This is a genomic window from Streptosporangium sp. NBC_01810 (assembly GCF_035917355.1).
In the GTDB taxonomy this organism is placed as follows: Bacteria; Actinomycetota; Actinomycetes; order Streptosporangiales; family Streptosporangiaceae; genus Streptosporangium.
Genome location: NZ_CP109070.1, coordinates 1,461,707 through 1,485,100, shown reverse-complemented (window position 1 = coordinate 1,485,100; position 23,394 = coordinate 1,461,707). Strand labels below are relative to the sequence as shown.

Sequence of the window (23,394 nt, the reverse complement as noted above, 5' to 3'; positions counted from 1 at the left end):
CACGACGGCCCCGCGTCCGCGACTCCGGGTGACCAGGTCGTCTATGCATAGTTGATTATGGGGTGATACGTCTATCTGCTGTGCCCCGACGATTCCACGAACTCGACGCGCTCCGCGGCTTCGCGGTGTGCGGGATCATGCTGGTCAACACCTGGCAGCACACCCTCGATCAGCTGGAAAACCCCGATCAGAACGCGGTCGACTGGGCGATCGACAACCTGCTGCAGGGCAGGTTCTACCCGATCTTCTCGTTCCTGTTCGGGCTGAGCTTCGTTCTCTTCCTCCGGTCGGCGGCCGAGCGGACCGAGAGCCCCCGGGCCGTGCTGCTGCGCAGGCTGGCGGTGCTCGCGGCCCTCGGCGCGCTCCACCAGATCGTCAACCCCGGCGAGGTGCTCCTGCCGTACGCGATCTTCGGGGCACTGGTCCTGCTGCCCGCCTCGTTCTTCCCGCAGCCCGCGGTGGTGCTGCTGGGCGTCGCCCTCACCGCGTGGGCGGTGCACCAGGGCGGCGGGGTGATCCTCATCCCCGGGCTGTTCTTGCTGGGCATGGCCATGATGGAGCGGCCGCCGCCCGAGTGGCTGCTGCCGTTCGCGTTCGCGGCGAGCGTGGTACTGGGCGTGGCGCTCACCTGGCTCTGGGTGCGCATCTCGGGCGATCCCGTCCTCTTCAACGGGGCCGTCTACCCGGCCGCCGGGCTCGCCGCCGCCACCGCCTACTGCACCGGGCTGCTGCTGGCACTCCGGACCCGGCTGCGCGACCCGCTCCTGGAGATCCTGGTGCCACTCGGCCGGATGGCGCTGACCAACTACCTGATGAGCACCCCGATCATCCTGCTCTTCCTGCCGTTGCTCGCCTCGGACGCGACCCGGCTGTCCGGTGTGGCGCTCTCGGTCGCCGTCCTGGCGCTCCAGGTGCTGTTCAGCCGGGCATGGCTGGCCAGATTCAGGTACGGACCGCTGGAATGGGCGTGGCGGAGCCTCACGTGGATGGAACGAGTGCCGAACCGACGGATAGGGTCACACCCGTGACGCGCATCGCCCTGTGCCAGATCCCGGTCTCCAAGAACCCCGCCGTCAACCTCGACCGTGCCCGCGAGGCCCTCGGCGAGGCCGCCTCGGGCGGCGCCGAGCTGGCGATCCTCCCGGAGGCCGCGCTCACCCGGTACGGCAGGAGAATCACCGCTCTCGCCCAGCCGCTGGACGGGCCGTTCGTCACCGGCCTGGCCGAATCGGCGCGAGAGCACGGCCTGTCGGTGATCGCGGGGACCTTCGAACCCGGCGAGGGCCGGGTCCACAACACCGCGGTCGCCATCGGCCCCTCCGGCTCGATCGAGGCGGCCTACCGGAAGATCCACCTGTTCGACTCCTTCGGCTCCCGCGAGTCCGACCTGGTCACACCGGGCGACACCCCGGTCGTGGTGGAGCTGGCCGGGCTCCGGGTGGGCCTGGTCACCTGCTACGACATCCGCTTCCCCGAGCTGACCCGGACCCTGGTGGACGCCGGCGCCGAGCTGTTCGCGGTGATCGCCGCGTGGGGTTCGGGGCCGATGAAGGAGGAGCACTGGACCACCCTCGTCAGGGCCCGCGCGATCGAGAACACCACCTGGGTCGCGGCCGTGGGCCAGGCACCGAACCCGCAGGAGGCCGCCGACGGCTTCGGGATCGGGCGGAGCATGCTGGTCGATCCGATGGGGGTGGTGCGCACCGATATGGGGCCAGGACCCGGCGTACAGATATGCGAATTCGACTCCCAGATCACGATTGCCACCCGGAATGCCCTACCGTGCCTGGAACACCGGCGACTCCGGGCCGGTGGATCGTAAAATGCCGACCGTGAGTGATCCACCTGGGCGTAGAACGCAGATGCAGAAGGTCATACCGCCTCGGCTGCTGGTGCCCTATCTGGCCGGCAGACGCACCGTGATCTCCGGATATGTGTACCGGGTTCAGGACTGCGCGCGGCTGACCACCCCCGCGCAGCTCTTCGCCGGTCTCGACCTGGGGTTCGACGGCTCGGAGCTGACCTCCACGGTCCCGGAGATCTATCTGATGCGCTGGTACGCCCGCGACATGGACGCCTACGTCGTGCCGTACGGCCCGCACATGGGTGGCGACTGGAACGATTCACCGCCCTTCGCCGGAAACGGCTTCACCACCTCGCGGGATCACGTCGTGCCGCAGTTCCACACCACGCCCATGCCGATCCCCGCGGGAGCCGAGATCATCCACGTGACCCCCGGTGAGGAGCGTCGCTTCGGCCGCTACGACGGCCTGAGCTGGCGGCCCGCCTCATGAGCGCCGAGATCGAGCCGGTGGCCTCGGGATTCGCCGCCCGCTACTCCGGCCGGACGTACGCCGCCGCCCTCGGCCCCGGCGCCACCGAGGTGGTGCTGTTCAACGAGGAGGCCCAGAAGGGCTTCGAGGCGGCCTCCGGTTACTGGCGGCTGGTCGTCGGGCGTGAGGACCTCGACTGGCTGGTGCTGGTCCGCACCGTCGGCGCGTTCGGCGGCGAGCCCTGCCTGGTCCTCGACGTCTCCGAGGAGAACGGCGAGGAGAGCCTGCACATCGCCTACACCGGGCACAGCGGGACGAAGGCCGAGGCCCTGGGCTACTGGATGGTCGACCACGGGGCGTACGAGGTGGTCGTCCCCCGCGACGAGGTCTTCTCCGTCCGGATCGAACGCCTGCCGGTCCCGCTCACCCCGGCGGTCTCGGAGCCGTGACCTTCCCTCGCGCCCGCCGTCCGCCTGAGGGCTCCCAGGTGACCTGCCACGACGCGCGGCCGGGGTGGAGACCCGCCGTTGTCCCGTCGCTGCCGCCCGCTCAGCCCACGCCGAGCCGGCGGTAGCGGGAGAGCCTGGTGGCGAGGCGGTCCGCGGGGGCCTGCCCCAGCAGAGTCGCGATCTCGTACTCCAGTGCCCGCGAGACCCGGTGGCAGAACGCCTCCGGCTCGTAGGCGGCGTCGGGGAACTCCGGGATGATCCGGTCGACGAGGCCGTCCCGGCGCAGGTCCGTGGATCTCACGCCCTGGGCCTCGGCGATCTCCGGGGCGAAGTCGACACTCCGGTACAGCAGCGCCGACGCCCCCTCCGGGGAGAGCGGCGACAGCCAGCCGTGCTGGGCACAGAGCACCCGGTCGGCGGGGAGCAGCGCGAGGGCGGCGCCGCCCGCGCCCTCCCCCAGCAGCAGGCAGACGGTCGGGGCGTCGAGCATCACCAGGTCGGCCACGGAGCGGGCGATCTCGGCGGCCAGACCGCCCTCCTCCGCCGCCCTGGAGAGTGCGGCCCCGGCGGTGTCGATCACGGTGACCAGCGGCAGCCCCAGCTCGGAGGCCAGGCGCATACCCCTCCTGGCGACCCGGAGCCCGGCCGGGCCGAGCGGGGCGTCGATCCGCCGGCACCGCCGGTCCTGGCCGAGGATGACCGCGGGGACCTCGCCGAACCTGGCCAGGGCGAGGATCAGCCCGGGGTCGTGCTCGCCCACGCCGGTGCCGTTGAGCGTGGTGGCCTCGGAGGCTCCGAGCTCGAGCAGCGCCCGCACGCCGGGGCGGTCGTCGCGGCGGGAACGGCTGATCGCGTCCCACACCTGGACCACCGGGACCCACTCGTCCGGCTCGGGACCCGGATCCAGCCCTTCACGGGGAGCGCACAGCACGGCGAGCACCCGCGTGGCGACCCGCCGGGCGTCCTCGGCCGACACCACGGCGTCGACCAGGCCGTGGGCGAAGAGGTTCTCCGCGACCTGGACGCCCTCGGGAAACGGGTAGCCGTGCAGTGCCTGGAACACCCTGGGCCCGAGGAAGCCGATCAGCGCGCCCGGCTCGGCCGCGGTGACGTGCCCGAGCGAGCCCCAGGAGGCGAAGACACCGCCGGTGGTGGGATGGCGCAGGTAGACGGCGTACGGCAGGCCGGCGGCGCGGTGCGCGGCCACGGCGGCGGTGACCTTCACCATCTGGACGAAGGCCACCGCGCCCTCCTGCATCCGGGTGCCCCCCGAGGCTGGGGCCGCCAGCAGCGGGAGCCGCTCGGCGGTGGCCCGCTCGATCGCGGCGGTGAGCCGCTCGGCGGCGGCCACCCCGATCGAGCCTGCCAGGAAGGAGAACTCGCACGCGACGATCGCCACCCGGCGCCCGTCGAGCAGTCCCTCCCCGGAGATCACCGCCTCGTCGTATCCCGTCCTGGCTCGGGTCACGGCCAGCTCCTCGGCGTATCCCGGGTTGGCCGGGAAGGGATCGGCGGGCGGCTCGTCCCACGAGAGCCAGGTACCGGGGTCGAGGAAGGTGTCGATCAGGGTCCGCGCGTCGGGTCGCGTCGGGGTCATATCCGCGCTCCGCGGGGTGGCAGCTGGGCGCGGAGGCAGGTCCGCCCGCCTGTCAACTCTCCCGCTCCTTCAGCCAGGCGAGGACCTCGTCGTTGTGCTCGCCAAGGGCCGGCGGGGCGGTATGGCGCATGGGAAGATCGCCGTCGAAGCGGAGCGGCGGCCCCGGCAGCTCGATGGTGCCGAGCACGGGGTGGTCGACCTCGACGACCAGGCCCTGGGAGCGGGTCTGCTCCCAGGCGTAGACCTCGTCGATGGACCTGATCGCCCCCGCGGGCACCCCGAGCTCGCCGAACGCGGCCAGCCAGTGCGCCCTGTCGTGCTTGGTGAGCCTCCGCTCCATGTCCGCGATCAGCTCATCCCGATGCGTAAATCTCTCCATGTTCGTGGCATATTTCGCGATATCCGGGTCTATCTCCAGCAGGGTGGCGACCCTACGCCACTGCGCGTCGTTCGCCACCGCGATCTGGATCATGCCGTCGGCGCAGTGGAAGGCGCCGTACGGGGCGATGGAGGCGTGGTGGTTACCGTTGGCGACGGGCACCTGGCCGCCGACGGTCCAGGTCGTGCCGTGGTAGGAGTGCACCCCGGTCACCGCGGCCAGCAACGAGGTCCGCACGACCTTGCCCCGCCCGGTCCGCTCCCGCTCGTACAACGCGGCCAGCACACCGTAGGCGCCGTGGATGCCGCCGAGCAGGTCCGCGATCGAGGCGCCCACCCGGTACGGCTCGTCGGCCGACGGGCCGGTCAGGCTCATCAGTCCGGCCTCGCCCTGCGCGATCTGGTCGTACCCCGGCCTGCCGCCCTCCGGGCCGTCGTGGCCGAAGCCGGTGATCGACAGGATGACCAGGCGGGGGTTGAGCTCGTGCAGCCGCTCGACGGGGAAGCCCAGCCGGTCCAGCACGCCGGTGCGGAAGTTCTCCACCAGCACGTCGCTCTGCCGCACCAGGCGCTCGATCAGCGCCTTGCCCTCGGCGGACTTGAGGTCGACGGTGATCGACTGCTTGTTCCGGTTGGCCGCCAGGAAATACGTTGAAATATCACCATCGGGACCCGCGAACGGTGGGCCCCAGCCCCGAGACTCGTCACCTCCCCCGGGATGCTCCACCTTGATCACCCGAGCACCCAGATCACCGAGCATCTGCGTGGCGTGCGGACCCGCGAGCGCACGAGAGAGATCGAGAACGACGATGTCGCCGAGTGCTCCCTGCAAGATCAACCTCCGATGCGTGGCGACCGGACCCGGCCGGAGGAGCACTTCCTCCGTTCCCGGCCCGCTTGCCATGAGACTGGCACGATACTCGGATGAGGGAATCCCATGATCCCCCATACCGGTACCCGGCAGAACGGGCGGGGGGAGATCATGAGACGTGTTAGTCACCAGCTCCCCGTCCACCGCCGACAGCGAGTCGGCCCCGCGCCCGCGGGGATGTTTCTCAGGCCGGTTCGGCTTCCACGCAGCATCGCGAGTCGATCTCCTGCGGGGATTTTCCCATCGTACCTGCCGGCGCGGACGCCCAGGTGCTTTTGGTCCTGCTTCTGTGGGGATACCTCCTCGGGGGCGATTTCTGCCCACATAGATGGAGAGGAGTCGACCGTGGACAGGAAAATGATTGGTTTTGGTGCTCTCAGGCGCTGAGTTCGAGAAAATCCCGGACGCTTGGAGTGTGACGGTATGGCCTCAGTTTTTTGCGGAGATCGGTGATCGCTCTGGATGGGCGGGTGGAGTCGACACCTCCGCTCTGTTCGAATGCCTGCCTTCCAGCCGCACAGGCTTCATCGATCTCACCAAGCGCGAGATGCGCCCCGGCCGCCCTGGTGAGATAGAGGGCGTTGTCTCGGACGTAACCATCGGCCGAATATTCGGCGGCACGGGCGGCCTCAAAGGAATGAAGCGCCTGCCGAGGGTGTCCCAGGTCGAGCGCGCACGATCCGGCGAGCATCTCAATCTCGCCTTCGGTCATCCAGTAGATCCAGGGTGGATCGTCATCGTGAGGCCCCTGCGCCATGGCGTCGCGGGCATGGGAAAGCTCCCGAGTGCAGGCGTACAGGCCATGTGATGTCTTGGACAGTGCGCGGGCGGCGCGAGCATGAAGCATCGACCGTACGCGTGGAGTCGTGCGCTGCTTGGTCTGGCTCTGAGCCGTCTGAACCAGGTTGACGGCGTCCTGAGGGTTACCGACGGAGTAGGTCTGGATGGCCATGAAGGCCAGGACGTTCGCACCGATTTCGGGATCACCCGCAGTAGCTGAAGCTCGCAGGGCGGTGATGAAGTACTTCTGTGCGGCGGCCTGGCGGCCCGCGTCGAAGTGTTGCCAGCCGCAGATACGCGCGGCTTCGCAGACGGTCGCGAACAGACGCCGCCCGGCGTCGGAGTTGTAAGCAGCCTTGTCGGCCAGCGAGCTGATCAGCTGAAGTTCCGCGATGGCGATCTGCCGTAGTTCTCCGCTGCCCAGGACATCGTCCAGATGACGCAGGTCATCCAGGCGTTGCTCAAGGTGGGAGACCATTCCGACGGTGAGCGTACGGCGGCCTGTCGAAGCCATGGGCAGCTGGTCGAACGCCTCACTCCACCGCATGGCGATGCCGCCCAGCGTCGCCCCGCCAGCTATCAGGAATCCTCGACGATCCATGGATCCTCCCCGCCTAGAAGCGGCCATTGAAGCCACGGTACCTTCCAGAGTCCAGGCGGCACCAAGGGCGGTTTGGTCGTCGGGGAAGGCGAGCAACAGCCAATCCGGCCAGTCGAGTTCGTGTACGGCTTGCTCGGTGATGCCATGCAGGCTGGCGATAGCCAGTTGGGCGGTCAACTCAGGCGCACAAAGCCCGGACTCCCAGCGAGCCGCCTTCTCCCTGCGAGTGGCCATCGTCCCGTGACCGAGATCGCGATGCCGACGCCCCAGCAGAACCAGATAGTCACTGGCTGACAGGCCCAGCTGGGCACGCAACGCGGCCAGCGGGTGCCGGTAGGACTCGTTTCCCATCACGCGGCTCCCTCACCACGACCGGTCCCTGCCCACTCACCGTACCCACCGGACGGTCTACTCAGGGGAGGTCGGCAACATCCCGGCAACACCCCAGCCATAGCCACGTGCCGCTTCGGCTTGCTGTCATGCGTTCACCGGATCCACACGGATAGTGAGAGGCGGAACGACAATGGGCGAGCGGCGACCGCTGGTGTCGGTGGTGACCTCGGCTCGGGGAAACGGAGCCCGGATACGGCATCTCCTGACCGCGCTCACCGAGCAGAGCCTCCCGCCCGAGCGGCTGGAAGTAGTACTCGTGGACAACGATCCGCGCGGGCGGCATGGCGCCGTGGCAATCGCCGCCCATGGCACCTGGCCCTTCCCCGTCCGGGTGGTACGGGAGGCCCGCGCCGGAGCCAGCCGGGGGCGCAACCGGGGAATCCTCACGGCCCGGGGACGTTTCGTCGCGCTGACCGACCCTGACATCACCCCCTCTCCTGGCTGGCTCACCACCCTGACCGACGCCGCCCAGCAGGAAGGGGCTGCAGTCGTGGGAGGCCGTACCGACACCGTCTATCCAGACGGGACCGTCGTGCCTTTACAGGACTCCTCCGCCCGGCCGCTCCGCGAATGTCACGGCCCGCTGGAGTGGCCGGAGCAGCGCACCCGCTACGGCTGGCCATACTGGCTCACCACCGCCAACATGCTGATCGATCGAGCGTCCGCGCTGCGGGTGGGACCGTTCCGAACCGATCTGGGACGGCGGGGCCGGCTGCTACTGGACTGCGAGGACCTGGAATGGGTCGACCGGGCCGTTCAGCGAGGGCTGACCGCGGTGATAGAACCAGCCGCCGTCGTCACCCATCCAGTCGGTCGCGGTGAGACCACCGCGCGCTGGTTCCTCGCCCAGGGCATCTGTCACGGCATCTGTGTCGCGCGGATGCACTCCAGCGTGCGGGTGCATCATGCGGCGATCCGCGCAGACCGGGAGGCCGCGGCGTTCGCGCTCGAATCACTTGTCATGGGGTGGGGCTTCCTCGACCGGGCCGCCGCGGTTGGCGGCATGCGGGACCTGGCTCGTATCGGGGCCTACCACGCCGAACGCATTCGTCTTCTGGGACGCCGCCCCCCGCTGGTCTCACCGCTTTTCGCCGCGCTCGTCGAGCACTTCGGAGCCCTCACCGGTGTGCCCGTCGTGCTGAACACGAGCTTCAACGACCACGAGCCGATCGTGGAGACCCCGGCGGATGCGCTCGCGACATTCCAGGCCGGCGAACTGGATGCGCTGTTCTTGGGCGACTATCTCGTGGAAAAGATCTGATCGAGGCAACTGACCTGGGAGGATGGCGATTGTGAGTACCCCGAAGATACGCGAGGCCGCCCGCGCCATTGTCCTGGACGAAACCAACCGCGTGCTGCTGCTTCGCTACGACGAGGGCGACGGGGTCTTCTGGGCCACTCCTGGCGGAGCACTCGATCCGGGTGAGGACCATCGGGCCGCCGCCCGCCGAGAACTCGCCGAAGAGCTCGGCGTGATCGACGTGGAACTCGGCCCGAAGGTCGCCACGCGCAGCAAGGAGCACCTGATCCAAGGAAAGGCCACCCAGCAGGTCGAGAGCTACTTTATCGTCCGGATTCCGGCCAACCATGTCGACCCCACACGGGCAACACAGACCGACGACATCCTCTCCTGGAAATGGTGGCCTCTGGCCGACCTGCACACCACCGACCAGGTTGTTTACCCGGCCGGGCTCATGGATCTGATCGACAGCTTCCTCGCCAACGGAGCGCCGGCCAACCCCATAGCGTTCACTGGTTGATGAGGAAACTGCTGATACGACTCAATACTGAGGGCATTTCAACGCCTGGGCGAGGTGCGGGCTGTCCTGCCAGATCCAGGCTTCCAGCTCCGGATCGATCACCACAACGGCGAAGTGCTCCCAGCTGCCCTTCATCCGCTCGGCGATGTCGTCGCGGATCGTGGCCGCCCCCGGGCTGCCCTACCATGCCGCGTCCAGCATCACGACGGCGTGGGCATATCTCCCCTCATAGGCACTGAGGATCTGATGGGCACGCAGATAGACACCCGGATCTCGCCCCTGGGTGTCGACGATGACGTCGAGGGCGGGATCGAACCGGTAACCGCCCGCGTACTCCACCGCGAAGTAGGCGTGATGGTCTTCCTCGCGTTCCACCACGCTGAGATTCATTCCTTGATCTGGGAAACGATGCTCAGGGAGCGAAGTTCCTCGTCGAGATGGCGGACGTGCTTGTTGCCCGCCCACGGCTGGAGCCGGGTACGAGCCTGCCGTACGGAGTCGGTGAGCTGACCGGAGCTGTGCGAGCCGGCGAGGTGCGCAGCACCGCGAATCTTGTCGACGGCGGCGGGGATCTCACGCTTCCGGGTAAGTGCCTCGGCGTAGTACAGCAGGGCCTCACCGTGAGCGATCTTGCGAGTCATGGGAATCGCCAACGCCTGTTCCGCTGAGTCGATCGCATCGGTGAGGCGTCCCCAGGCGAGCATGCAATAGGCGGTGTTCCGTTGCACCCCGATGGGTGTCCACCAGTAGAGATAGGAAGGATCGGCCTCGCTTCTCGGCTGGCTGACCAGTTGACGGGATCGGGCGAGGGCATGCTCGCTCTCCCGGACGCTTCCGGAGCGGGCCAGCGCGCGAGCCATGTCTATCGCGTGCAGCGATCGGAGAAGGGCGCTCGGACTCCGCCGCGCCCAGCCCTCAGCGGCGTAGATATGGTCGAGGGCCCGACCTGTCTGTCCTTGGCGGAGGAATATGTTGCTCAGGCAGGTGTGCAGGTAGGTGATCAGAGTGGGATCGGCGATCTGATGCGCGGCGCCCAGCGCTTCCCGGTAGCGGCGCTGCGCTCCCGCATAGTCCATCAGGTCGTATTGGAGATATCCGGCGAGTTGGCTGAGCTGGGCGTAGGCGTAGGTGAGTCGGTCGCGTAGCGCGGGGAGCAGGGTTTCACCGCGCAGCAGACCGGCGACCAACTCCCGCTGGGCATCGACCACGGGAAGCACGGTCTCGGGGCCGAAGTCGTCGTCCAGGCGGCGGCACCGGGCGGTCAGCTTCTCGATCACCTCGACGGTCCCGGCGTCCACCCGGCCGGAGGTCCGCACTGCCGTCGCCAGCCGGTCCTTCTCCGGCGGGGAGAGGTGACGCAGCAGCACGAGGGCGGGGGCGCCGCCCATCGCCAGGGCGAGCTCGAACAGCAGATCCCGTCGCTTCACATCGGCCTCCTCGGCTCTAAGGGCACGAAGCAGGGCGGCGCAGCCCGCAGGCGTCAGAGCAGCGGGAACCGTACCGCTCGCACGCACCGCTTCTAGCTCCATGCTGGCACGGGTGGCCACCGTGCCCGGGGCGTGGCGAGACCCCTGGGAATCGAGGTGACGATGATCCGTACGGTCGATGAGATCGCGGTCGTTCGGGCTGTAGGAGGCGTACATCTCATCGGTGACCAGACGCCGGGCGGTGGTGTGGTAGATCTGCGCGAAGATCGTCAGCGCCCTGGCGTTGGGACGCCGCTCCGAGTCCGGCCACCCCTCGAAGACATAGAGCCTGGGCACGCGCATCGCCGCCGTGCCGGCCGGGTCCAGGTCGTTGTAGGCGGCCACGGCCTGCGCACCGGTGAGTCCGTGCGCGTACCGGTGCAGCTTCAGCGGGCTGACATCGTGGTAGAGCGTGAAGATGTCCGCGATCTGATCGAAGCTGAAGCCCTTGGCCCGCAGCAGCTCGCTGTGCTTCCGGCAGTCGATCATGATGTGGTAACCGTCTCTGGACATCGCCATCAACTCCCGGCGTACGATGCAGACCAAGCGTCAGTCACGGATAGTACATGAATGACCACGGAAAGACAGAGGGGCGGGAATCCGAATAACGGGGACTACGGGAACGGAAATCACTTACCCCTGGCCGTCCGAGCAGTTCCCCCGTCAATGATCGGGATCCCCCGAGCCGAAAAACCGGGGATCTTCCTCACGGGCACCTCGCGCCAGAGTTCAGCCTTATGCGCCAACCTTTCAACCACGGCCACGAGCGACTCCGCCCGCCCACCGACTCGAACCTCCTCCCCAGCTCCTCAACCGAAAGAAGACCGACCCCCTTCTCCCTCTCTGAGGTCGGGCCGACCCCCACCTCCGCTCGGCCACGTCCTACCGGTCACCTGGTCTGGTCCCGCTCCTTCTCCGGTACGCCGGACCAGGTGGCCCAGGCCCGCAGGCTCGTCCGTTTCCTGCTCGCCGACACCCCCTGCGCCGACGATGCCGAACTGATCGTGTCCGAGCTGGCCGGCAACGCGCTGCGCCACAGCCGCAGCGGCGACGCGGACGGCTCCTTCACCGTCGAGGTCGTACTGGGCCGCGCGTCACCACTCCGGCACGGGGGCGAAGCCATCGGCATCCTGATCACCGTGCACGACCAGGGCGGGAACGGTGTCCCCTGGTTCCGCAGGGAGCAACCGCCGGACCCGAACGAGGAGAACGGCCGCGGCCTGGCGACCGTCGCGGCCCTCGCCACCCGCACCGGCTACCAGGGCGGTCCCACCATCGGTCACCGAGTCTGGGCCTACCTCTCGGCACGAGAGGACACCGCGACGCCTCCGTGAGAGGACTCCATTGTCCAGTCGCCACCGGTCAACGTCCAGTGTCGGTGCTCGGCACCGGACGTGCGGGGCGCGAAGCCCGAATCTCGACGGCCCCGCCTACGAGATTGCCCCCCGCAGGTGGCCCACCTCGTTGAAGATCTCGGGCCTGGAGCCGCGCCACACCGAAACCGAGGCGTTGCCGACCGGGCCGAACGCCTCGACGGAGCCGATCGGGACGTCCTCGATCACGTGCTTGAACATCAACACCACCGAGTCGTGCGCGACGATCAGCACCCGCCGCCCGGCGTGCCCCGCGCGCAGTTCCTCGACCACCTCGCGCACCCGGTCGGCGACGTCGGGGTAGCTCTCGCCCCCGGGCGGCCGGAATCCGGCGTAAAGACGCGCCGTCAGGTTCTCCTCCTGCCCGGGAAACCTCTCCCGGAGCGCGATCAGGTTCATCCCCGACCAGCGTCCCATGTCGTGGTCCCTGAGCCTCGGCTCCAGCCGGACCTCGGGATCCACGCCCAGTTCGGCGGCGACCAGTTCCCAGGTCTGCACGGCCCTGCGATATGGCGAGCAGAGGACGAGGTCGGGCGGGTCCCCACCGGCCAGACGCCCCCCAGCCCGGCGGCCTGCTCCCTGCCCAGCGGGGTCAGCGAGACGTCCCGGTCCCGGCCTTCCAGGACGATCGCCCTCCCGGCGCGGAGAGCCTCCTCGAAGGCCACGTTGGACTCGCTCTGACCGTGCCGCACCGCAGTGATCATTAAGGTCATGCCTACAGGAAAACGTCTTCTCTCCCCCTGGGCAAGACCGGCGGATCTCGCGAACCGGCCGCCCGGCCCGCAGTCCTCGGCGACCGCCCGATATAGCCGGAACATTCGAGAACCCACCACGTCCCCGGGCGAAGGTCGGGTCGGAGATGACAGGGCCGGAGCATCCGAAGAACCTGGCGATGCCCGGCGACGGACGGGCGGACATGAAGCGAGCCGGGGCCCGCACCCTCGAAGGGTGCGGGCCCCGGCCCGTGCATTGCCGTGCTACGTCAGACCGGAACGATGTTCTCGGCCTGCGGGCCCTTCTGGCCCTGCGTGACGTCGAAGGAGACCTTCTGGCCTTCCTGCAGCTCACGGTAGCCCTGGGCAGCGATGTTGGAGTAGTGAGCGAAGACGTCGGCGCCGCCGCCGTCCTGCTCGATGAAGCCGAAGCCCTTTTCTGCGTTGAACCACTTCACGGTTCCCGTAGCCATAACTTTCTCCTTCGATAGGGGGCAGAGCCGGAATCCGCACTGTGCGAACCCCGCGTCGCCGCGATGAGCCCATCCGGAGATGACCGGGAAAACAAAATGCACCTGAAGGTCATCCGTCAGGTGCACACAAGGTTTCATGGGTACCACAACCGCAACTGCTTTCAGGCTACCACCTCCGCGGCCTCACACACGAACCCGGCCGGGCCGCCGCCTGTTCGCCGCCCGGCCCCCTCCGGCGTGCTGCCGCCTTCCCCGCCCGGGCGCGGGAGCGGGCCCATGCGGCGAGGCCGTCGCGGTCGCCAGCCGCGCCGTCTCCCGCACCCTCCACCGCCGAAACTGACGGTGGAGGGTGCGGCTAACAGATCATGCCAGCCATATCAATCTCTTAAGGTGATTTTTCACTACATGAGGTCCAGCTCCGCGTACGGCAGGCCGCCCGACAGGGTGGGGAAGCCCGGACCTCGATCGAAGAAGGGCCCGTCGGCCGGGATGAGGGCACGGAGCTTCGCCCGACGGGTCTCGGTGGCCTCGGCGTCCACCCGGAGGTCATCGCGGGGGCCGGACAGGATGACCCCGTAGTCGTCGTGGGCCCCCTCGATCGAGACCTTGCCGTCTCGGACGTCGGCGGCCACCAGGGCGGGGTCGCGGTCCAGGGGGGAGCCCCAGCCGCCGCCACCCGTGGTGCGCACCCGGATGATCTCCCCCGCGCGGACCGGCGAGTCGTCCACCAGGCCCTCCATCTCCCTGCCCTCGATCTCCACGACGAAGGGCCGGCCGGCCCGGCCGCCGTTCACGCCCCAGCAGGACAGGATCGAGCGGTCCGCGATGGACATGAACGAGGCGTCGCGGAGCATCCGCAGATGCTTGTCGTAGCCGAGGCCGCCCCGGTAGAGGCCGGGGCCGCCGGAGTCGCGGGCCAGGCCGAGCCGCTCGACCCGGAACGGCCAGCGGGACTCGGCGAACTCCACCGGGATGTTGCGCGAGTCCGGCACCACGTGGATCGTGTCCTCCCCGTCCGCGTACCACCGGCCGCCCGAGCCGCCGCCGAGGACCTCCCGCATCAGATACGGGGTGCCGTCCAGGCCGTCGCCGTAGACGCCGGTGTAGCGGATGGTCTCCTGGTCGGCGGGCATCCGGCCGCCGGTCGCCTTGGCCAGCACCCCGGCCAGCACGCCCAGCAGGCGCAGGATCACGAACGTACGGGCGTTGGTGGGGGCCGGGAAGATGGGGGTGAGCAGGGTGCCCTTCTCGGGGAACCGCATCTCGATGAGGGGGACGACGCCCTCGTTGACGTCCAGTTCGGCCATCCGCTCGGGGGTGTCGGCCAGGTTGCGCAGGATCGGCGCCAGCCACTTCTTCAGGAACACCCCGTCGGCGTAGTCGCCCGCGTGGTTGATCGGCCCCTTGGCCTGCGGTGAGGTGCCGGTGAAGTCGATGACCAGCGGCACCTGGGCTGAATGGTCGACGGTGAGGGTCATCCGCTGGGTGTGCAGGCGGGGGGAGTCCACGCCGTCGTGCTCGGCGTAGTCCTCCCACACATGCGTGCCCTCGGGGATCTTGGCCAGCAGTTCCCTGCGGAACGTCTCGGTGGTGTTGGAGATGATCGCGTCGAAGCACGCCTCGACCGCCTCGCGCCCGTACCGGTCGAACAGCTCTCCCAGCCGTCGCGCGCCCATCAGGCAGGCCGAGCACTCGGCGTCCAGGTCTCCGGCCAGCGAGTCGGGCATCCGCGAGTTCCGGGTCATGATGGTGAGCGCCGCCCGGTTGGGCACGCCCTCGTCCCACAGCTTGATCGGCGGGACCATCAGCCCCTCCTCGAACACGCTGCGCGCGTTGCTCGGCATGGAGCCGGGCACGCCCCCGCCGATGTCGTCGTGGTGGCCGAACGCCTGCACGAAGGCGACGACCTCCCCGCCCTGGAAGACCGGGACCGTCACGCACAGGTCGGGCAGGTGCCCGATGCCCCCCTCGGACAGGTAGACGTCGTTGTGGAAGAACACGTCGCCGGGCTTCATCTCGGTGACCGGGAAGTCCCTGACGATCGGCTGGACCAGCGCCGAATAGGACCTGCCGGTCAGCTTGCGCAGCCGTACGTCGTGGATGCCGGCGCGGAAGTCGTGCGCGTCGCGGATCATGGGCGAGCGGGCGGTACGGGCGATGGCCGTCTCGACCTCCATCTCCACGGACGCGAGCGTCCCCTCAACGATCTCCACCAGTACCGGGTCAGCCGTTCGCGTCCGCTCCACGGCGTACCTCCAGGTTTCCGAACTCGTCCATGGTCGCGGTGAAGCCCGGGTGGACCGGCAGCGTGGAGCCGTACTCCTCGATGACTGCGGGACCGCTGATCTCGGCTCCGGCCGCCAGGTCGGCGCGGCGGTGGATCGGGGTGCTGCGCCACTCGTCGTAGCAGACCTCGCGCCAGGTCGCCGGCTCGGGCCGGCTCGTACCGTGCGCCCGTCGTCCGATGGCGGGGCGGGTGATCGGGCCGATCCCGGAGACCCGGAGGTTGACCCACTCGACGCCGTGCCGGGGGTCGTCGCGGTAGCCGTACCCGTAGAGCTTGTGGTGCTCGGTGTGGAAGCGGTCCAGCACCTCGGCCCGCCACGCCTCGTCCAGCGGTCCGGCCGGGGCGGGCACCCTGACCTCGTAGGCCTGGCCGTAGTAGCGCAGGTCGGCGCTGCGCGCGTAGACGTGCGCCTCCGCTGCGAAGCCCTCGCGGTCCAGGGCCGAGGCCGCCTGTCCCGCCAGCTCGCCGAAGATCTCCGCGGCGGCCGTGAGTGAGAGGTCGCGGGTGACGAAGGTACGCACGTAGTCGTTCTTGACGTCCACGGTGAGCAGCCCGAACGCCGAGACGTTGCCGGGGTCGGGCGGGACGATCACCGAGGGCAGGCCGAGGATGTCGATGAGCCGGCAGACCAGTAGCGGTCCCGAGCCGCCGAAGGCGACCATGGGGAAGTCGCGCACGTCCAGGCCGCGCTTGACGGTGATCTGGCGGATGGCGTTCGACTGGTTGAACGCGCTGATCTCCAGGATGCCCGCCGCGGTCCGTTCCGGGGTCAGTCCGATCTTGCCCGCGAGCGCCTCGATCCCCTGCCGGGCGGCGTCGGCATCGAGCGGGATCTCCCCGCCGAGCAGGTGCGCCGGGACCCGGCCGAGGAAGACGTGCGCGTCGGTGACGGTGACCTCGGTGCCGCCCCGGCCGTAGCAGAGCGGTCCCGGGTCGGCCCCCGCGGACTTGGGCCCGACCTTCGGCGTGCCCTCCGGGGAGATCCACGCGATGGAGCCACCGCCCGCGCCGACGGTCACGATGTCGATCATCGGGATCTTGCAGGGGTAGCGGCCGATGCCGCCCTCGGTGGTCAGCGACGGCTCCCCGTCGACGACCACCGCGACGTCGGTGGAGGTGCCGCCGCCGTCCAGGGTGATCACCGAGGGGTGCCCGGCGGTGGCGGCGATCAGCGCGGCGCCGAGCGCGCCCGCGGCCGGTCCGGAGAGCACCGTGGTGATCGGCTGGTGCACCACCTCGGCCGCGGACAGCACTCCGCCGTTGCTCTTCATGACAGAGAACGGCAGGCCCGCACTCACGACGCCTGTCTCAGCCGCCTCCAGACGTTCGGCCAGGTTGGCGATGTAGCGGCGCATCGTCGGTTTGACCGCGGCGTCGACCAGCGTGGTGACCGAGCGCTCGTACTCGCGGTACTCGCGCAGCACATCGCACGAGATCGAGACGACGGCGTCCGGGTGCTCCCGTTCCAGGACCTCCCGCATGCGCAGCTCGTGGGCGGGGTTGGCGTACGAGTGCAGGAAGCAGACGCCGATCGCGGTGATGCCGCGGTCGCGGAACCACCGGGCCGTCTCGACGGCCTGCTCCTCGTCGAACGGCCGTACCTCGGCCCCGGTGTGGTCCAGGCGCCCGCCGACGGTCCTGACCCGGTGCACCGGGACGATGCGGGGCGGTTTCACCCAGAAGTAGGAGTTGCCGTAGCCGTCGGGCACGCTCTGGCGGGCGATCTCCAGGATGAACTCGAAGCCCTCGGTGGTGACGAAGCCCAGGTCGGCGATACGGTCCTCAAGGAGCTGGTTGGTGGCGACCGTGGTGCCGTGCACCACCGCCGACACGGCTTCCAAGGTCACCTCCTCGGCCCCGGCCGCCTTTCTGAGGACCTTCCACACCCCCTCCATGAACCCGTCGGCGGGATTGGCGGGGGTGGAGGGAGTCTTGGTCGTGGTGATCTCACCGGTCTGCTCGTCCACCGCGACCACGTCTGTGAACGTGCCCCCGGTGTCGACCCCGATACGGACGCTGCGCATGCCCCCGTGTCTACCCAGTCCCGGCGAATCCGCAAATCGGCGGACCCTGCCGAAGCTACGCCCGATCCTTGGGCAGTGTTGGCGGGGGGAGTACCGGTGGACGTCCGGAGACGCGAAAGGCCGGCCCTGCCGGAGATTGTCCGGAGGCCGGCCCGCTGGAGATCCGCGGTGCCTGTTCTAGCGGCGCCGGGGACCCATGGTGGTGTTGATCACCGAGTCGGCGTCGTGCGCGTGGACCTTGGCGGCGAGACGGATGGCGATCTCGTTCGTACGGCGCAGCTCGGCCTCGACCCTGTCCTTGCCGGACTGGCCGACCTGCACGCCGAAGTAGGCGCCGATGATCGCACCCGAGACGCCGACGAGCCCGGCGAACGGCGCGGTCGTGTCACCCCCGCGCAGCGTGATCACCGCGAAGCCGATCAGGATGACCACGAGCCCCACGATGACGACGTAGAACCCGTACCGCCAGCGAGCCGCCTCGGCCTGGGCGGCGACGGCCTCGTCCTCACTCATCATCGCCGCGAGCGCCACCGGTATCTCCGCGGTCTCCGCGCTGGAGGAACCGGAGGTCAGGGTGGCCGGGGTCTTGCCGAGGGGTGGAGCGGTCTTGTTGGTGGTCGTCACTGGTTCTCCCACTTTCCGATATGCCAAAGGGAATCTCCCACGCTTTTCACGGTCAAGCCAAGTCAAGCCCAGTCAGGCTATGTCAGCCGGGGACCACCCACTTCTACCAGCACATCTTCCCCTCAAACCCCCTCGTACCTCCCGTCGTTCACCCTCGGCCGAAGACCATAACCTTTCAAGCGGACGTCCGAGAATGGACCGTTGCAAAAATCGAGAACGGCCTGCTCTGACCCATCGGCCCCCCGGTACCGCGGGGATCGTACGGCCAGCGAAAGCGACAAACCGGTCATCAGGGGTGGAGATCGCCGACCACGTCGGAAGTACTAGGCTGGCGCCCCGTGACCGAAACGTCTGCCCTCTCCGCTGTTCCCGCCGTCTCCCGGGACGGGGTGCTGCGCTTCTACTTCGGCCCGATGGACTGCGGCAAGTCCACACTGGCACTGCAGATGAACTACAACCACGGCCGCCAGGGCAGGCGCGGCCTGGTGCTCACCAAACACGACCGCTCGGGCAGCGCGCAGGTCACCAGCCGGATCGGCCTGGGCAGCGAGGCCGTCGAGGTCGACGACGACCTGGATCTGGTGGCCCTGGTCCGCACGCACCAGCCCATCGACTACGTCATCTGCGACGAGGCATGCTTCTACACGGTCGCCCAGATCGAGCAGCTCGCCGACCTCACCGACGACTACGGCGTCGACGTCTACGCCTTCGGCCTGGCCTCGGACTTCCGTTCGCGGATGTTCCCCGCCGCCCAGCGACTCTTCGAGCTGGCCGACGAGATCAACCGCCTCCAGGTCGAGGTGCTGTGCTGGTGCGGACGCCCCGGGCGCCTGAACGCCCGGGTGGTCGGCGGCAGGATGACCCGTACCGGCGAGCAGGTGGTCATCGGCGACACCGGCGCCGCTCCGATCCGCTACCAGGTCCTGTGCCGCCGCCACCACCGCTCCGGCGAGCTCGGCCTGCCCGGTCTTCCCGGTCTTCCCGGTCTTCCCGGCTGACCTTCCCCCGAGCGGGCCCGGGCCAGTTCCTCGTAGCACCAGGGGCAGACGACGTCTGAGTGGATTTCAACCTTCACCTACCGCTGCAACCGGTGCGGAGGGCCGCTCATTCCGCGGTGTCGCCCGCGGCCACGCGGCACCTGGTGAGACGGAGCGGTCAGTACGGCAGCCGCCTGCCCGCCGGAGTCCGTAGGTCCAGGGTGAGCCGGGCAGCGGAGCGCGACCGCCTGCGGATGTGGATCCGACGCATCGTCAGCTGACCTTCTCGGGCTGCCGGTCGCCGGTCGGCTGCCACGCCCCGGGCGCCGGGACCGGGACGGAAAAGAGCCGCCGGGGCACCCTCCCCTGGTGAGAGGGCAGGCCGGCGGCCGGATGGGAGGCCGAAGCCCTCATGCCGCCCCAACACAGTGGCTGTGCTGGGCGGGAATGCCGCGATGGGCGGGAATGCTACGTCCGTCGGGCATAAGCTCCCCGGTGTCCTCGAAGACCACCACACCGTTGCAGAGCAGCCCCCACCCCTGCTCTGGGTAGGAGACCACGAGACGCGCCGCCTCATGATCAAAAGCGTCCGCGGACGGACAGCGGGGTATGTGCTGGCACACGGTCTTGCTCCGATCTTGATTGACTGTGGGAAGGATTCCATGCTCAGAGGGAGACGGCGCGGACGATCTTCCCGGCCGGCCCCGCACCGGCTTCACGAAATCTTGCCTTCGCAGCCGTGCCGGCACTTCGTGCGCTCCAGCGCGACCAGGTTCTGGTGGGCGGCCCCGGTGGCGACCGCGGGCTCCTCCGCCGGCGTCACCGCGTCCGTCTGTCCGATGACCCGAACATGACGCGGGATCTTCTAGCGGCGTTCTCTGAGCAAACAAGTTGTTAATTTGTCGCCTTTTTGGTGCTAATTAACCTTTGTCTACACCCGTACATGCCCATCGTCGATAGAGCCAGGGTCTTGTCCTGGTAGAGCATTCTTTGCGATGGGAGGTCTCCCGATACGACGACAGACTTTCCCAGCCGAGGTGGCATTATCACGAAGTCCTGCGACGAGGAGGCCGTGACCGAGGCGAGGCGTCGTAGTCAGGCCCCACATCGACGGCTACCGGCCGGGCAAGCCGAGTTCGAACCAGATGACGGTTCCGCTGAGGTCGCGGTGGAAGCCCCAGCGGGTGGCGAGCTCGTTGACGAGCATGAGTCCTCGGCCGCCGGTGGCGTCCAGGCCGGGTTTCCTCGTACCGGGAATCTCCGAGGCGCCGGGGTCCTGGACGGTGATCAGTACGCCGTGGGGGAGGAAGGCCACCGTGACGACGAACTCTCGTGGCGGGTCGATCGGTCCCGCGTCGCGCGGTCCGCTGGAGTGCTCGACGGCGTTGGTGGCGAGTTCGCTGGTCAGGAGTACGGCGTCGTCGCGGAGCGGGTGGTCGTCGCCGAGGACTTCGGTGACGAAGATACGTGCGGGCCTGACCTGGTCGGGGGTGGCCGCGAACCGCTGAGAGAAGACGGGGGTGTGACCCAGGGGTGCCGACCATCCGGGGATTCGGCCCAGGTGCGGTGACCGCATGGCGCTGTCGGCTGGTGTACGGAAGCGGTCAGCGAGTACGCCGACGAGTGCGGACAACAGGCGTGCTGGCATCTCGGTCACCTCCCGTGCTCTCGGTCGTGTCGCTCTCGTCGCTCGGGACTGGGTCGTCTGTGCTGGGGCGGTAGTTCTCGATGTTCTGTATCTGTGCGGCGAGTTCGGCGGGGGTGTCGGCCTCGATCAGGCCGATGTGCTCTCGGCACCAGGTGGGGGAGAGTGCCCAGTAGCGGCTGGTGGCCTTGCCGTACCAGAGGTGCCAGCCGGTGAACCGCAGCGCCGGCGGATGCAGCGCTCCGGCCTCCTCAATGGGCTCGTGCCGGGAGGTGGTGTCGACGGGGGTCATGCCTCACCGCCTTGCGGCGTGGTTCGCGCCTGCCCAGTCCGGGCCGTACACCCGGCGGCGATTCTCGTTCATACGGCGGGGTGGCCGTCGTCGTGGCCGGTTGCGAGCCGGTCACGGTCAGAGTGCTCAGAGGGCAGAGGCGTCTCCTGTCATCACTCACAAAAGGTGACGCTATGAATGCGGAGAGACACTGACATCAGTGCCGCTGATACTTTGGCGCAGGGGGAGGTCAAGCCGGTCGCACCGGGTTACCTTGAGGCCATGGCCTACTTGGACCCGGCGGCGGAGAGTGTGGGAACCCGTGTGCGGCGCGCTCGTAAGCGCGTGGGCATCACGCAGAACGAACTGGCCCGGCGCGTCGGTCGCGCCCAGTCCTGGGTGTCGGCGATCGAGAACGACAGCCTTCCCCTGGACTCCATCGCGCTGGTCAACACCCTCGCCCAGGCCCTGCGCACGCACCCCAACGAGCTCACCGCGCGCCCCTATCGGGGTGACAACCCGGCGGAGGATCGGGGGCACGCGGCGATCCCCGAGATCCGCCGCCAACTGGAGCGCTACGACCTCGACCCCGAATGGGCCGGCGAGGTGCGATCGCTGCCCGAGCTGCGCGCCGCGATCGAGCACGCCTGCCGGCTGCGGATAGAGACCCGCTACACGGAACTGGCCGATCAGCTCCCGGCGCTGCTCTCCGAACTCCAGGCGGCGACCCACCTGTACGCCGAGCCTGACCGGAGCGCCGCCTTCGGACTGCTCTGGTCCGCTTACCGGGCAGCGGACTCGGTCGCCTACGACCTGGGGTACGCCGACCTTTCCCTGATCGCGACCAGCCGGACCCACTGGGCCGCCGAACGTTCGGGGGATCCCTACCACCTGCCGGTGGCCACGTGGCGGCGCGCGCGGAACCTGTGGGCCAGCACCTCGTGGAACGACGCGCTCACCGTGCTCGACTCGGCCTGCGCGAGCATCGAGGACGAGTACAGCGCGGGTCAGCCGGAGGCGCTGGCCGTCTGGGGCGGGCTGCAGCTGTGCGCCGCGATCACCGCGGCCCGCAAAAACGACGCCGCCGAGGCGTGGTCGCGACACCGGCTCGCGGGTGAGGCGGTCACCCGGCTCGGACCTCGCCAGCGCACCAACTACTACGAGATGTGCACCAGTCAGACCAACGTCGACATCCACGGGGTCGCCGTCGCGGTCGAACTCGGTGACGGCCCCCAGGCTGTGAGCCGGGGAAAGACGGTCCGGCTCCCGAAGGGCCTTCAGGCCAACCGCGTCGGATACCACCATCTCGACTACGCCCGAGGCCTGCTCTGGTGCGGCCAACGCGAGGCCGCCACAGCCGAACTGGAACACGCCGAGAAGGCGGCCCCCCTCCTCATCCGCAACCACCCCATGGCCCGGCAGGCCGTACGAACCCTGCTGGACCTGGAGCGCTACAACTACCGCGAACGCATCCGCCGCCTCGGCGTCCGCATGCACATTCTTTAAGAAGTCCGGCCTCCGGCGAGCCGAGCCTTATGGGTTCAATCTCCGGCTAACACTTCAACCTCCTTTTCTCCTCCGCCAGGAGAATCTCTTATTGCGGCAACCAATACTTGATCCTCGAAATCCTTTTTGAGAACAAAATCAGCATCATAGGGTACTGCATCCTTTTGGGATACGGACTCCCAGCGGTCCATCTTCATTCGCTCGGCCACCTCGACCGACGATCGAATATTGTCGGCAAACCATATGGTAACCGAAGGGCTATCCCAGGAATCGCACCCGGATAATTCACTGTAAGAGGCGCCCCACTCTTCGCGGAACGAGTTTTCAGTAGCTTTCATTACCGTGACGGAATATTTTTCCGCTCTGGTCTCACATGCGGCTGAACAGCCCCCGGAGGCAAGCATTACCGAAACGGCAGCCAGTAGAGCTCCGGTAAAGGAAGGCAGTTTTCTAACCACGCCAAACAACTCTTCCTCCGTACCGGACCTCTTTCTTTTTACTATTTAAAGTTGCCATGCGTCCCACCTCGTACTCCCGCGCAGCTATCGCCCCTAGATGTCTCACCAGGGTCTCAAACCCCTTGCCTGGCGGCGCCAGCCAGTAAGTCTTTTTCAATTCGCCACTGTGGTCATTTGCATAATTCAAGGCGATGCCATTATTCCAGCGGTCTCGTACACTATCGGGGTAGTTTTCCTTCCCTGTCCCGGCCTCGTGGGCCTCGGCGACGTCCACATCTCCATCACCGCCGACACCTACGCTTACGTCCGGCTCCGCCTACAACGCGACGCCATCGAACGCATGGCGGGCGCTCTCGACGACCACCCCGAAACGTAGCCGTCAGAAAACGATCACAGCCGCTGTAGCCGTCAACGTAGCCGTCAAACCAGGTTCGGCACCCCAAGTGAGACCGTCACAAGGGGTGCCGAATTTCTA

Annotated in this window: 23 protein-coding genes; 9 read left to right on the top strand and 14 right to left on the bottom strand. The window is 68.3% G+C overall.

Annotated features, from left to right (window positions below):
• The first annotated feature begins 80 nt into the window (after positions 1-80).
• The 4 genes from OIE13_RS06965 to OIE13_RS06950 are packed head-to-tail and all read left to right on the top strand — an operon-like array spanning position 81 to position 2,722.
• On the top strand, positions 81-1,028 hold the full coding sequence (locus OIE13_RS06965) for a DUF418 domain-containing protein (protein WP_326641857.1): 948 nt from the start codon (positions 81-83) through the stop codon (positions 1,026-1,028).
• The gene (locus tag OIE13_RS06960; protein WP_326641858.1) at positions 1,025-1,822 is read left to right on the top strand and encodes a carbon-nitrogen hydrolase family protein; all 798 of its coding nucleotides are present in this window, start codon (positions 1,025-1,027) and stop codon (positions 1,820-1,822) included. The genes OIE13_RS06965 and OIE13_RS06960 overlap by 4 nt, the downstream gene beginning before the upstream one ends.
• Positions 1,823-1,832: 10 nt before the next feature.
• Positions 1,833-2,294, top strand: a complete 462-nt coding sequence (locus tag OIE13_RS06955) for a hypothetical protein (RefSeq protein ID WP_326641860.1) — start codon at positions 1,833-1,835, stop codon at positions 2,292-2,294.
• On the top strand, positions 2,291-2,722 hold the full coding sequence (locus OIE13_RS06950; protein WP_326829758.1) for a hypothetical protein: 432 nt from the start codon (positions 2,291-2,293) through the stop codon (positions 2,720-2,722). The genes OIE13_RS06955 and OIE13_RS06950 overlap by 4 nt, the downstream gene beginning before the upstream one ends.
• Positions 2,723-2,822: 100 nt before the next feature.
• Here the strand turns inward: OIE13_RS06950 and OIE13_RS06945 are convergent, their stop codons facing one another.
• From OIE13_RS06945 to OIE13_RS06935, 3 genes are all read right to left on the bottom strand, one after another.
• On the bottom strand, positions 2,823-4,319 hold the full coding sequence (locus OIE13_RS06945) for a carboxyl transferase domain-containing protein (protein ID WP_326641864.1): 1,497 nt from the start codon (positions 4,317-4,319) through the stop codon (positions 2,823-2,825).
• A 52-nt stretch (positions 4,320-4,371) separates the two neighbouring features.
• Positions 4,372-5,529 (bottom strand): CaiB/BaiF CoA transferase family protein, encoded by a 1,158-nt coding sequence (locus tag OIE13_RS06940; protein WP_326641866.1) that lies wholly within the window; start codon positions 5,527-5,529, stop codon positions 4,372-4,374.
• 415 nt (positions 5,530-5,944) lie between these two features.
• On the bottom strand, positions 5,945-7,300 hold the full coding sequence (locus tag OIE13_RS06935; protein ID WP_326829757.1) for a hypothetical protein: 1,356 nt from the start codon (positions 7,298-7,300) through the stop codon (positions 5,945-5,947).
• Between the two features lie 172 nt (positions 7,301-7,472).
• Here OIE13_RS06935 and OIE13_RS06930 point away from each other — a divergent pair, with 172 nt between their 5' ends.
• Entirely contained in the window at positions 7,473-8,603 is a 1,131-nt protein-coding gene (locus OIE13_RS06930; protein ID WP_326829756.1) for a glycosyltransferase, read from the top strand.
• Between the two features lie 31 nt (positions 8,604-8,634).
• Positions 8,635-9,102 carry an NUDIX hydrolase gene (locus OIE13_RS06925; RefSeq protein WP_326641875.1) on the top strand — a complete coding sequence of 156 codons (468 nt, stop codon included), beginning with the start codon at positions 8,635-8,637 and terminating at the stop codon, positions 9,100-9,102.
• Between the two features lie 180 nt (positions 9,103-9,282).
• Here the strand turns inward: OIE13_RS06925 and OIE13_RS06920 are convergent, their stop codons facing one another.
• On the bottom strand, positions 9,283-9,477 hold the full coding sequence (locus tag OIE13_RS06920; protein ID WP_326641877.1) for a hypothetical protein: 195 nt from the start codon (positions 9,475-9,477) through the stop codon (positions 9,283-9,285).
• An 11-nt stretch (positions 9,478-9,488) separates the two neighbouring features.
• Positions 9,489-11,081, bottom strand: a complete 1,593-nt coding sequence (locus tag OIE13_RS06915; RefSeq protein WP_326829755.1) for a hypothetical protein — start codon at positions 11,079-11,081, stop codon at positions 9,489-9,491.
• 224 nt (positions 11,082-11,305) lie between these two features.
• Here OIE13_RS06915 and OIE13_RS06910 point away from each other — a divergent pair, with 224 nt between their 5' ends.
• Entirely contained in the window at positions 11,306-11,902 is a 597-nt protein-coding gene (locus OIE13_RS06910) for an ATP-binding protein (RefSeq protein ID WP_326641881.1), read from the top strand.
• Between the two features lie 96 nt (positions 11,903-11,998).
• Here OIE13_RS06910 and OIE13_RS06905 read toward each other — a convergent pair whose 3' ends face one another.
• The 5 genes from OIE13_RS06905 to OIE13_RS06885 form a co-directional block, all read right to left on the bottom strand.
• A complete protein-coding gene (locus tag OIE13_RS06905) occupies positions 11,999-12,859 on the bottom strand; it encodes a histidine phosphatase family protein (RefSeq protein WP_326641883.1) in 861 nt (286 codons plus the stop codon).
• A 64-nt stretch (positions 12,860-12,923) separates the two neighbouring features.
• Positions 12,924-13,127 carry a cold-shock protein gene (locus tag OIE13_RS06900; protein WP_203954033.1) on the bottom strand — a complete coding sequence of 68 codons (204 nt, stop codon included), beginning with the start codon at positions 13,125-13,127 and terminating at the stop codon, positions 12,924-12,926.
• A 401-nt stretch (positions 13,128-13,528) separates the two neighbouring features.
• Positions 13,529-15,373: a hydantoinase B/oxoprolinase family protein gene (locus OIE13_RS06895; RefSeq protein ID WP_326829754.1), complete on the bottom strand. Its 1,845-nt coding sequence runs from the start codon at positions 15,371-15,373 to the stop codon at positions 13,529-13,531.
• A complete protein-coding gene (locus OIE13_RS06890) occupies positions 15,351-17,438 on the bottom strand; it encodes a hydantoinase/oxoprolinase family protein (RefSeq protein ID WP_326641893.1) in 2,088 nt (695 codons plus the stop codon). Before OIE13_RS06890 ends, OIE13_RS06895 begins: the two co-directional genes overlap by 23 nt.
• A 177-nt stretch (positions 17,439-17,615) precedes the next feature.
• Complete coding sequence (locus OIE13_RS06885; protein WP_326641895.1) at positions 17,616-18,062, bottom strand: hypothetical protein; 447 nt, start codon at positions 18,060-18,062, stop codon at positions 17,616-17,618.
• A 338-nt stretch (positions 18,063-18,400) separates the two neighbouring features.
• On the opposite strand from OIE13_RS06885, the gene OIE13_RS06880 reads away from it, so the two are divergent.
• Positions 18,401-19,060, top strand: coding sequence for a thymidine kinase (locus OIE13_RS06880; RefSeq protein ID WP_326641897.1), 660 nt, complete (start codon positions 18,401-18,403; stop codon positions 19,058-19,060).
• 389 nt (positions 19,061-19,449) lie between these two features.
• Here the strand turns inward: OIE13_RS06880 and OIE13_RS06875 are convergent, their stop codons facing one another.
• From OIE13_RS06875 to OIE13_RS06865, 3 genes are all read right to left on the bottom strand, one after another.
• Positions 19,450-19,662, bottom strand: a complete 213-nt coding sequence (locus OIE13_RS06875; protein WP_326641900.1) for a DUF5999 family protein — start codon at positions 19,660-19,662, stop codon at positions 19,450-19,452.
• 491 nt (positions 19,663-20,153) lie between these two features.
• Entirely contained in the window at positions 20,154-20,687 is a 534-nt protein-coding gene (locus OIE13_RS06870; protein WP_326641902.1) for an ATP-binding protein, read from the bottom strand.
• Positions 20,644-20,976, bottom strand: coding sequence for a hypothetical protein (locus OIE13_RS06865; protein ID WP_326641904.1), 333 nt, complete (start codon positions 20,974-20,976; stop codon positions 20,644-20,646). Before OIE13_RS06865 ends, OIE13_RS06870 begins: the two co-directional genes overlap by 44 nt.
• A gap of 261 nt (positions 20,977-21,237) precedes the next feature.
• Between OIE13_RS06865 and OIE13_RS06860 the strand changes: the two genes are divergently transcribed.
• Positions 21,238-22,461 (top strand): helix-turn-helix domain-containing protein, encoded by a 1,224-nt coding sequence (locus OIE13_RS06860; protein ID WP_326829753.1) that lies wholly within the window; start codon positions 21,238-21,240, stop codon positions 22,459-22,461.
• Positions 22,462-22,496: 35 nt separating this feature from the next.
• Here the strand turns inward: OIE13_RS06860 and OIE13_RS06855 are convergent, their stop codons facing one another.
• Positions 22,497-22,919: a hypothetical protein gene (locus OIE13_RS06855; protein ID WP_326829752.1), complete on the bottom strand. Its 423-nt coding sequence runs from the start codon at positions 22,917-22,919 to the stop codon at positions 22,497-22,499.
• Positions 22,920-23,394 lie beyond the last annotated feature (475 nt).

Coding starts and splice junctions, on each gene's coding strand:
- OIE13_RS06865 (WP_326641904.1), bottom strand. CDS start 20,976: ATGACCCCCGTCGACACCACCTCCCGGCACGAGCCCATTGAGGAGGCC.
- OIE13_RS06930 (WP_326829756.1), top strand. CDS start 7,473: ATGGGCGAGCGGCGACCGCTGGTGTCGGTGGTGACCTCGGCTCGGGGA.
- OIE13_RS06905 (WP_326641883.1), bottom strand. CDS start 12,859: ATGTCCGCCCGTCCGTCGCCGGGCATCGCCAGGTTCTTCGGATGCTCC.
- OIE13_RS06915 (WP_326829755.1), bottom strand. CDS start 11,081: ATGTCCAGAGACGGTTACCACATCATGATCGACTGCCGGAAGCACAGC.
- OIE13_RS06900 (WP_203954033.1), bottom strand. CDS start 13,127: ATGGCTACGGGAACCGTGAAGTGGTTCAACGCAGAAAAGGGCTTCGGC.
- OIE13_RS06890 (WP_326641893.1), bottom strand. CDS start 17,438: ATGCGCAGCGTCCGTATCGGGGTCGACACCGGGGGCACGTTCACAGAC.
- OIE13_RS06945 (WP_326641864.1), bottom strand. CDS start 4,319: ATGACCCCGACGCGACCCGACGCGCGGACCCTGATCGACACCTTCCTC.
- OIE13_RS06870 (WP_326641902.1), bottom strand. CDS start 20,687: ATGCCAGCACGCCTGTTGTCCGCACTCGTCGGCGTACTCGCTGACCGC.
- OIE13_RS06950 (WP_326829758.1), top strand. CDS start 2,291: ATGAGCGCCGAGATCGAGCCGGTGGCCTCGGGATTCGCCGCCCGCTAC.
- OIE13_RS06935 (WP_326829757.1), bottom strand. CDS start 7,300: ATGGGAAACGAGTCCTACCGGCACCCGCTGGCCGCGTTGCGTGCCCAG.
- OIE13_RS06860 (WP_326829753.1), top strand. CDS start 21,238: ATGGCCTACTTGGACCCGGCGGCGGAGAGTGTGGGAACCCGTGTGCGG.
- OIE13_RS06910 (WP_326641881.1), top strand. CDS start 11,306: ATGCGCCAACCTTTCAACCACGGCCACGAGCGACTCCGCCCGCCCACC.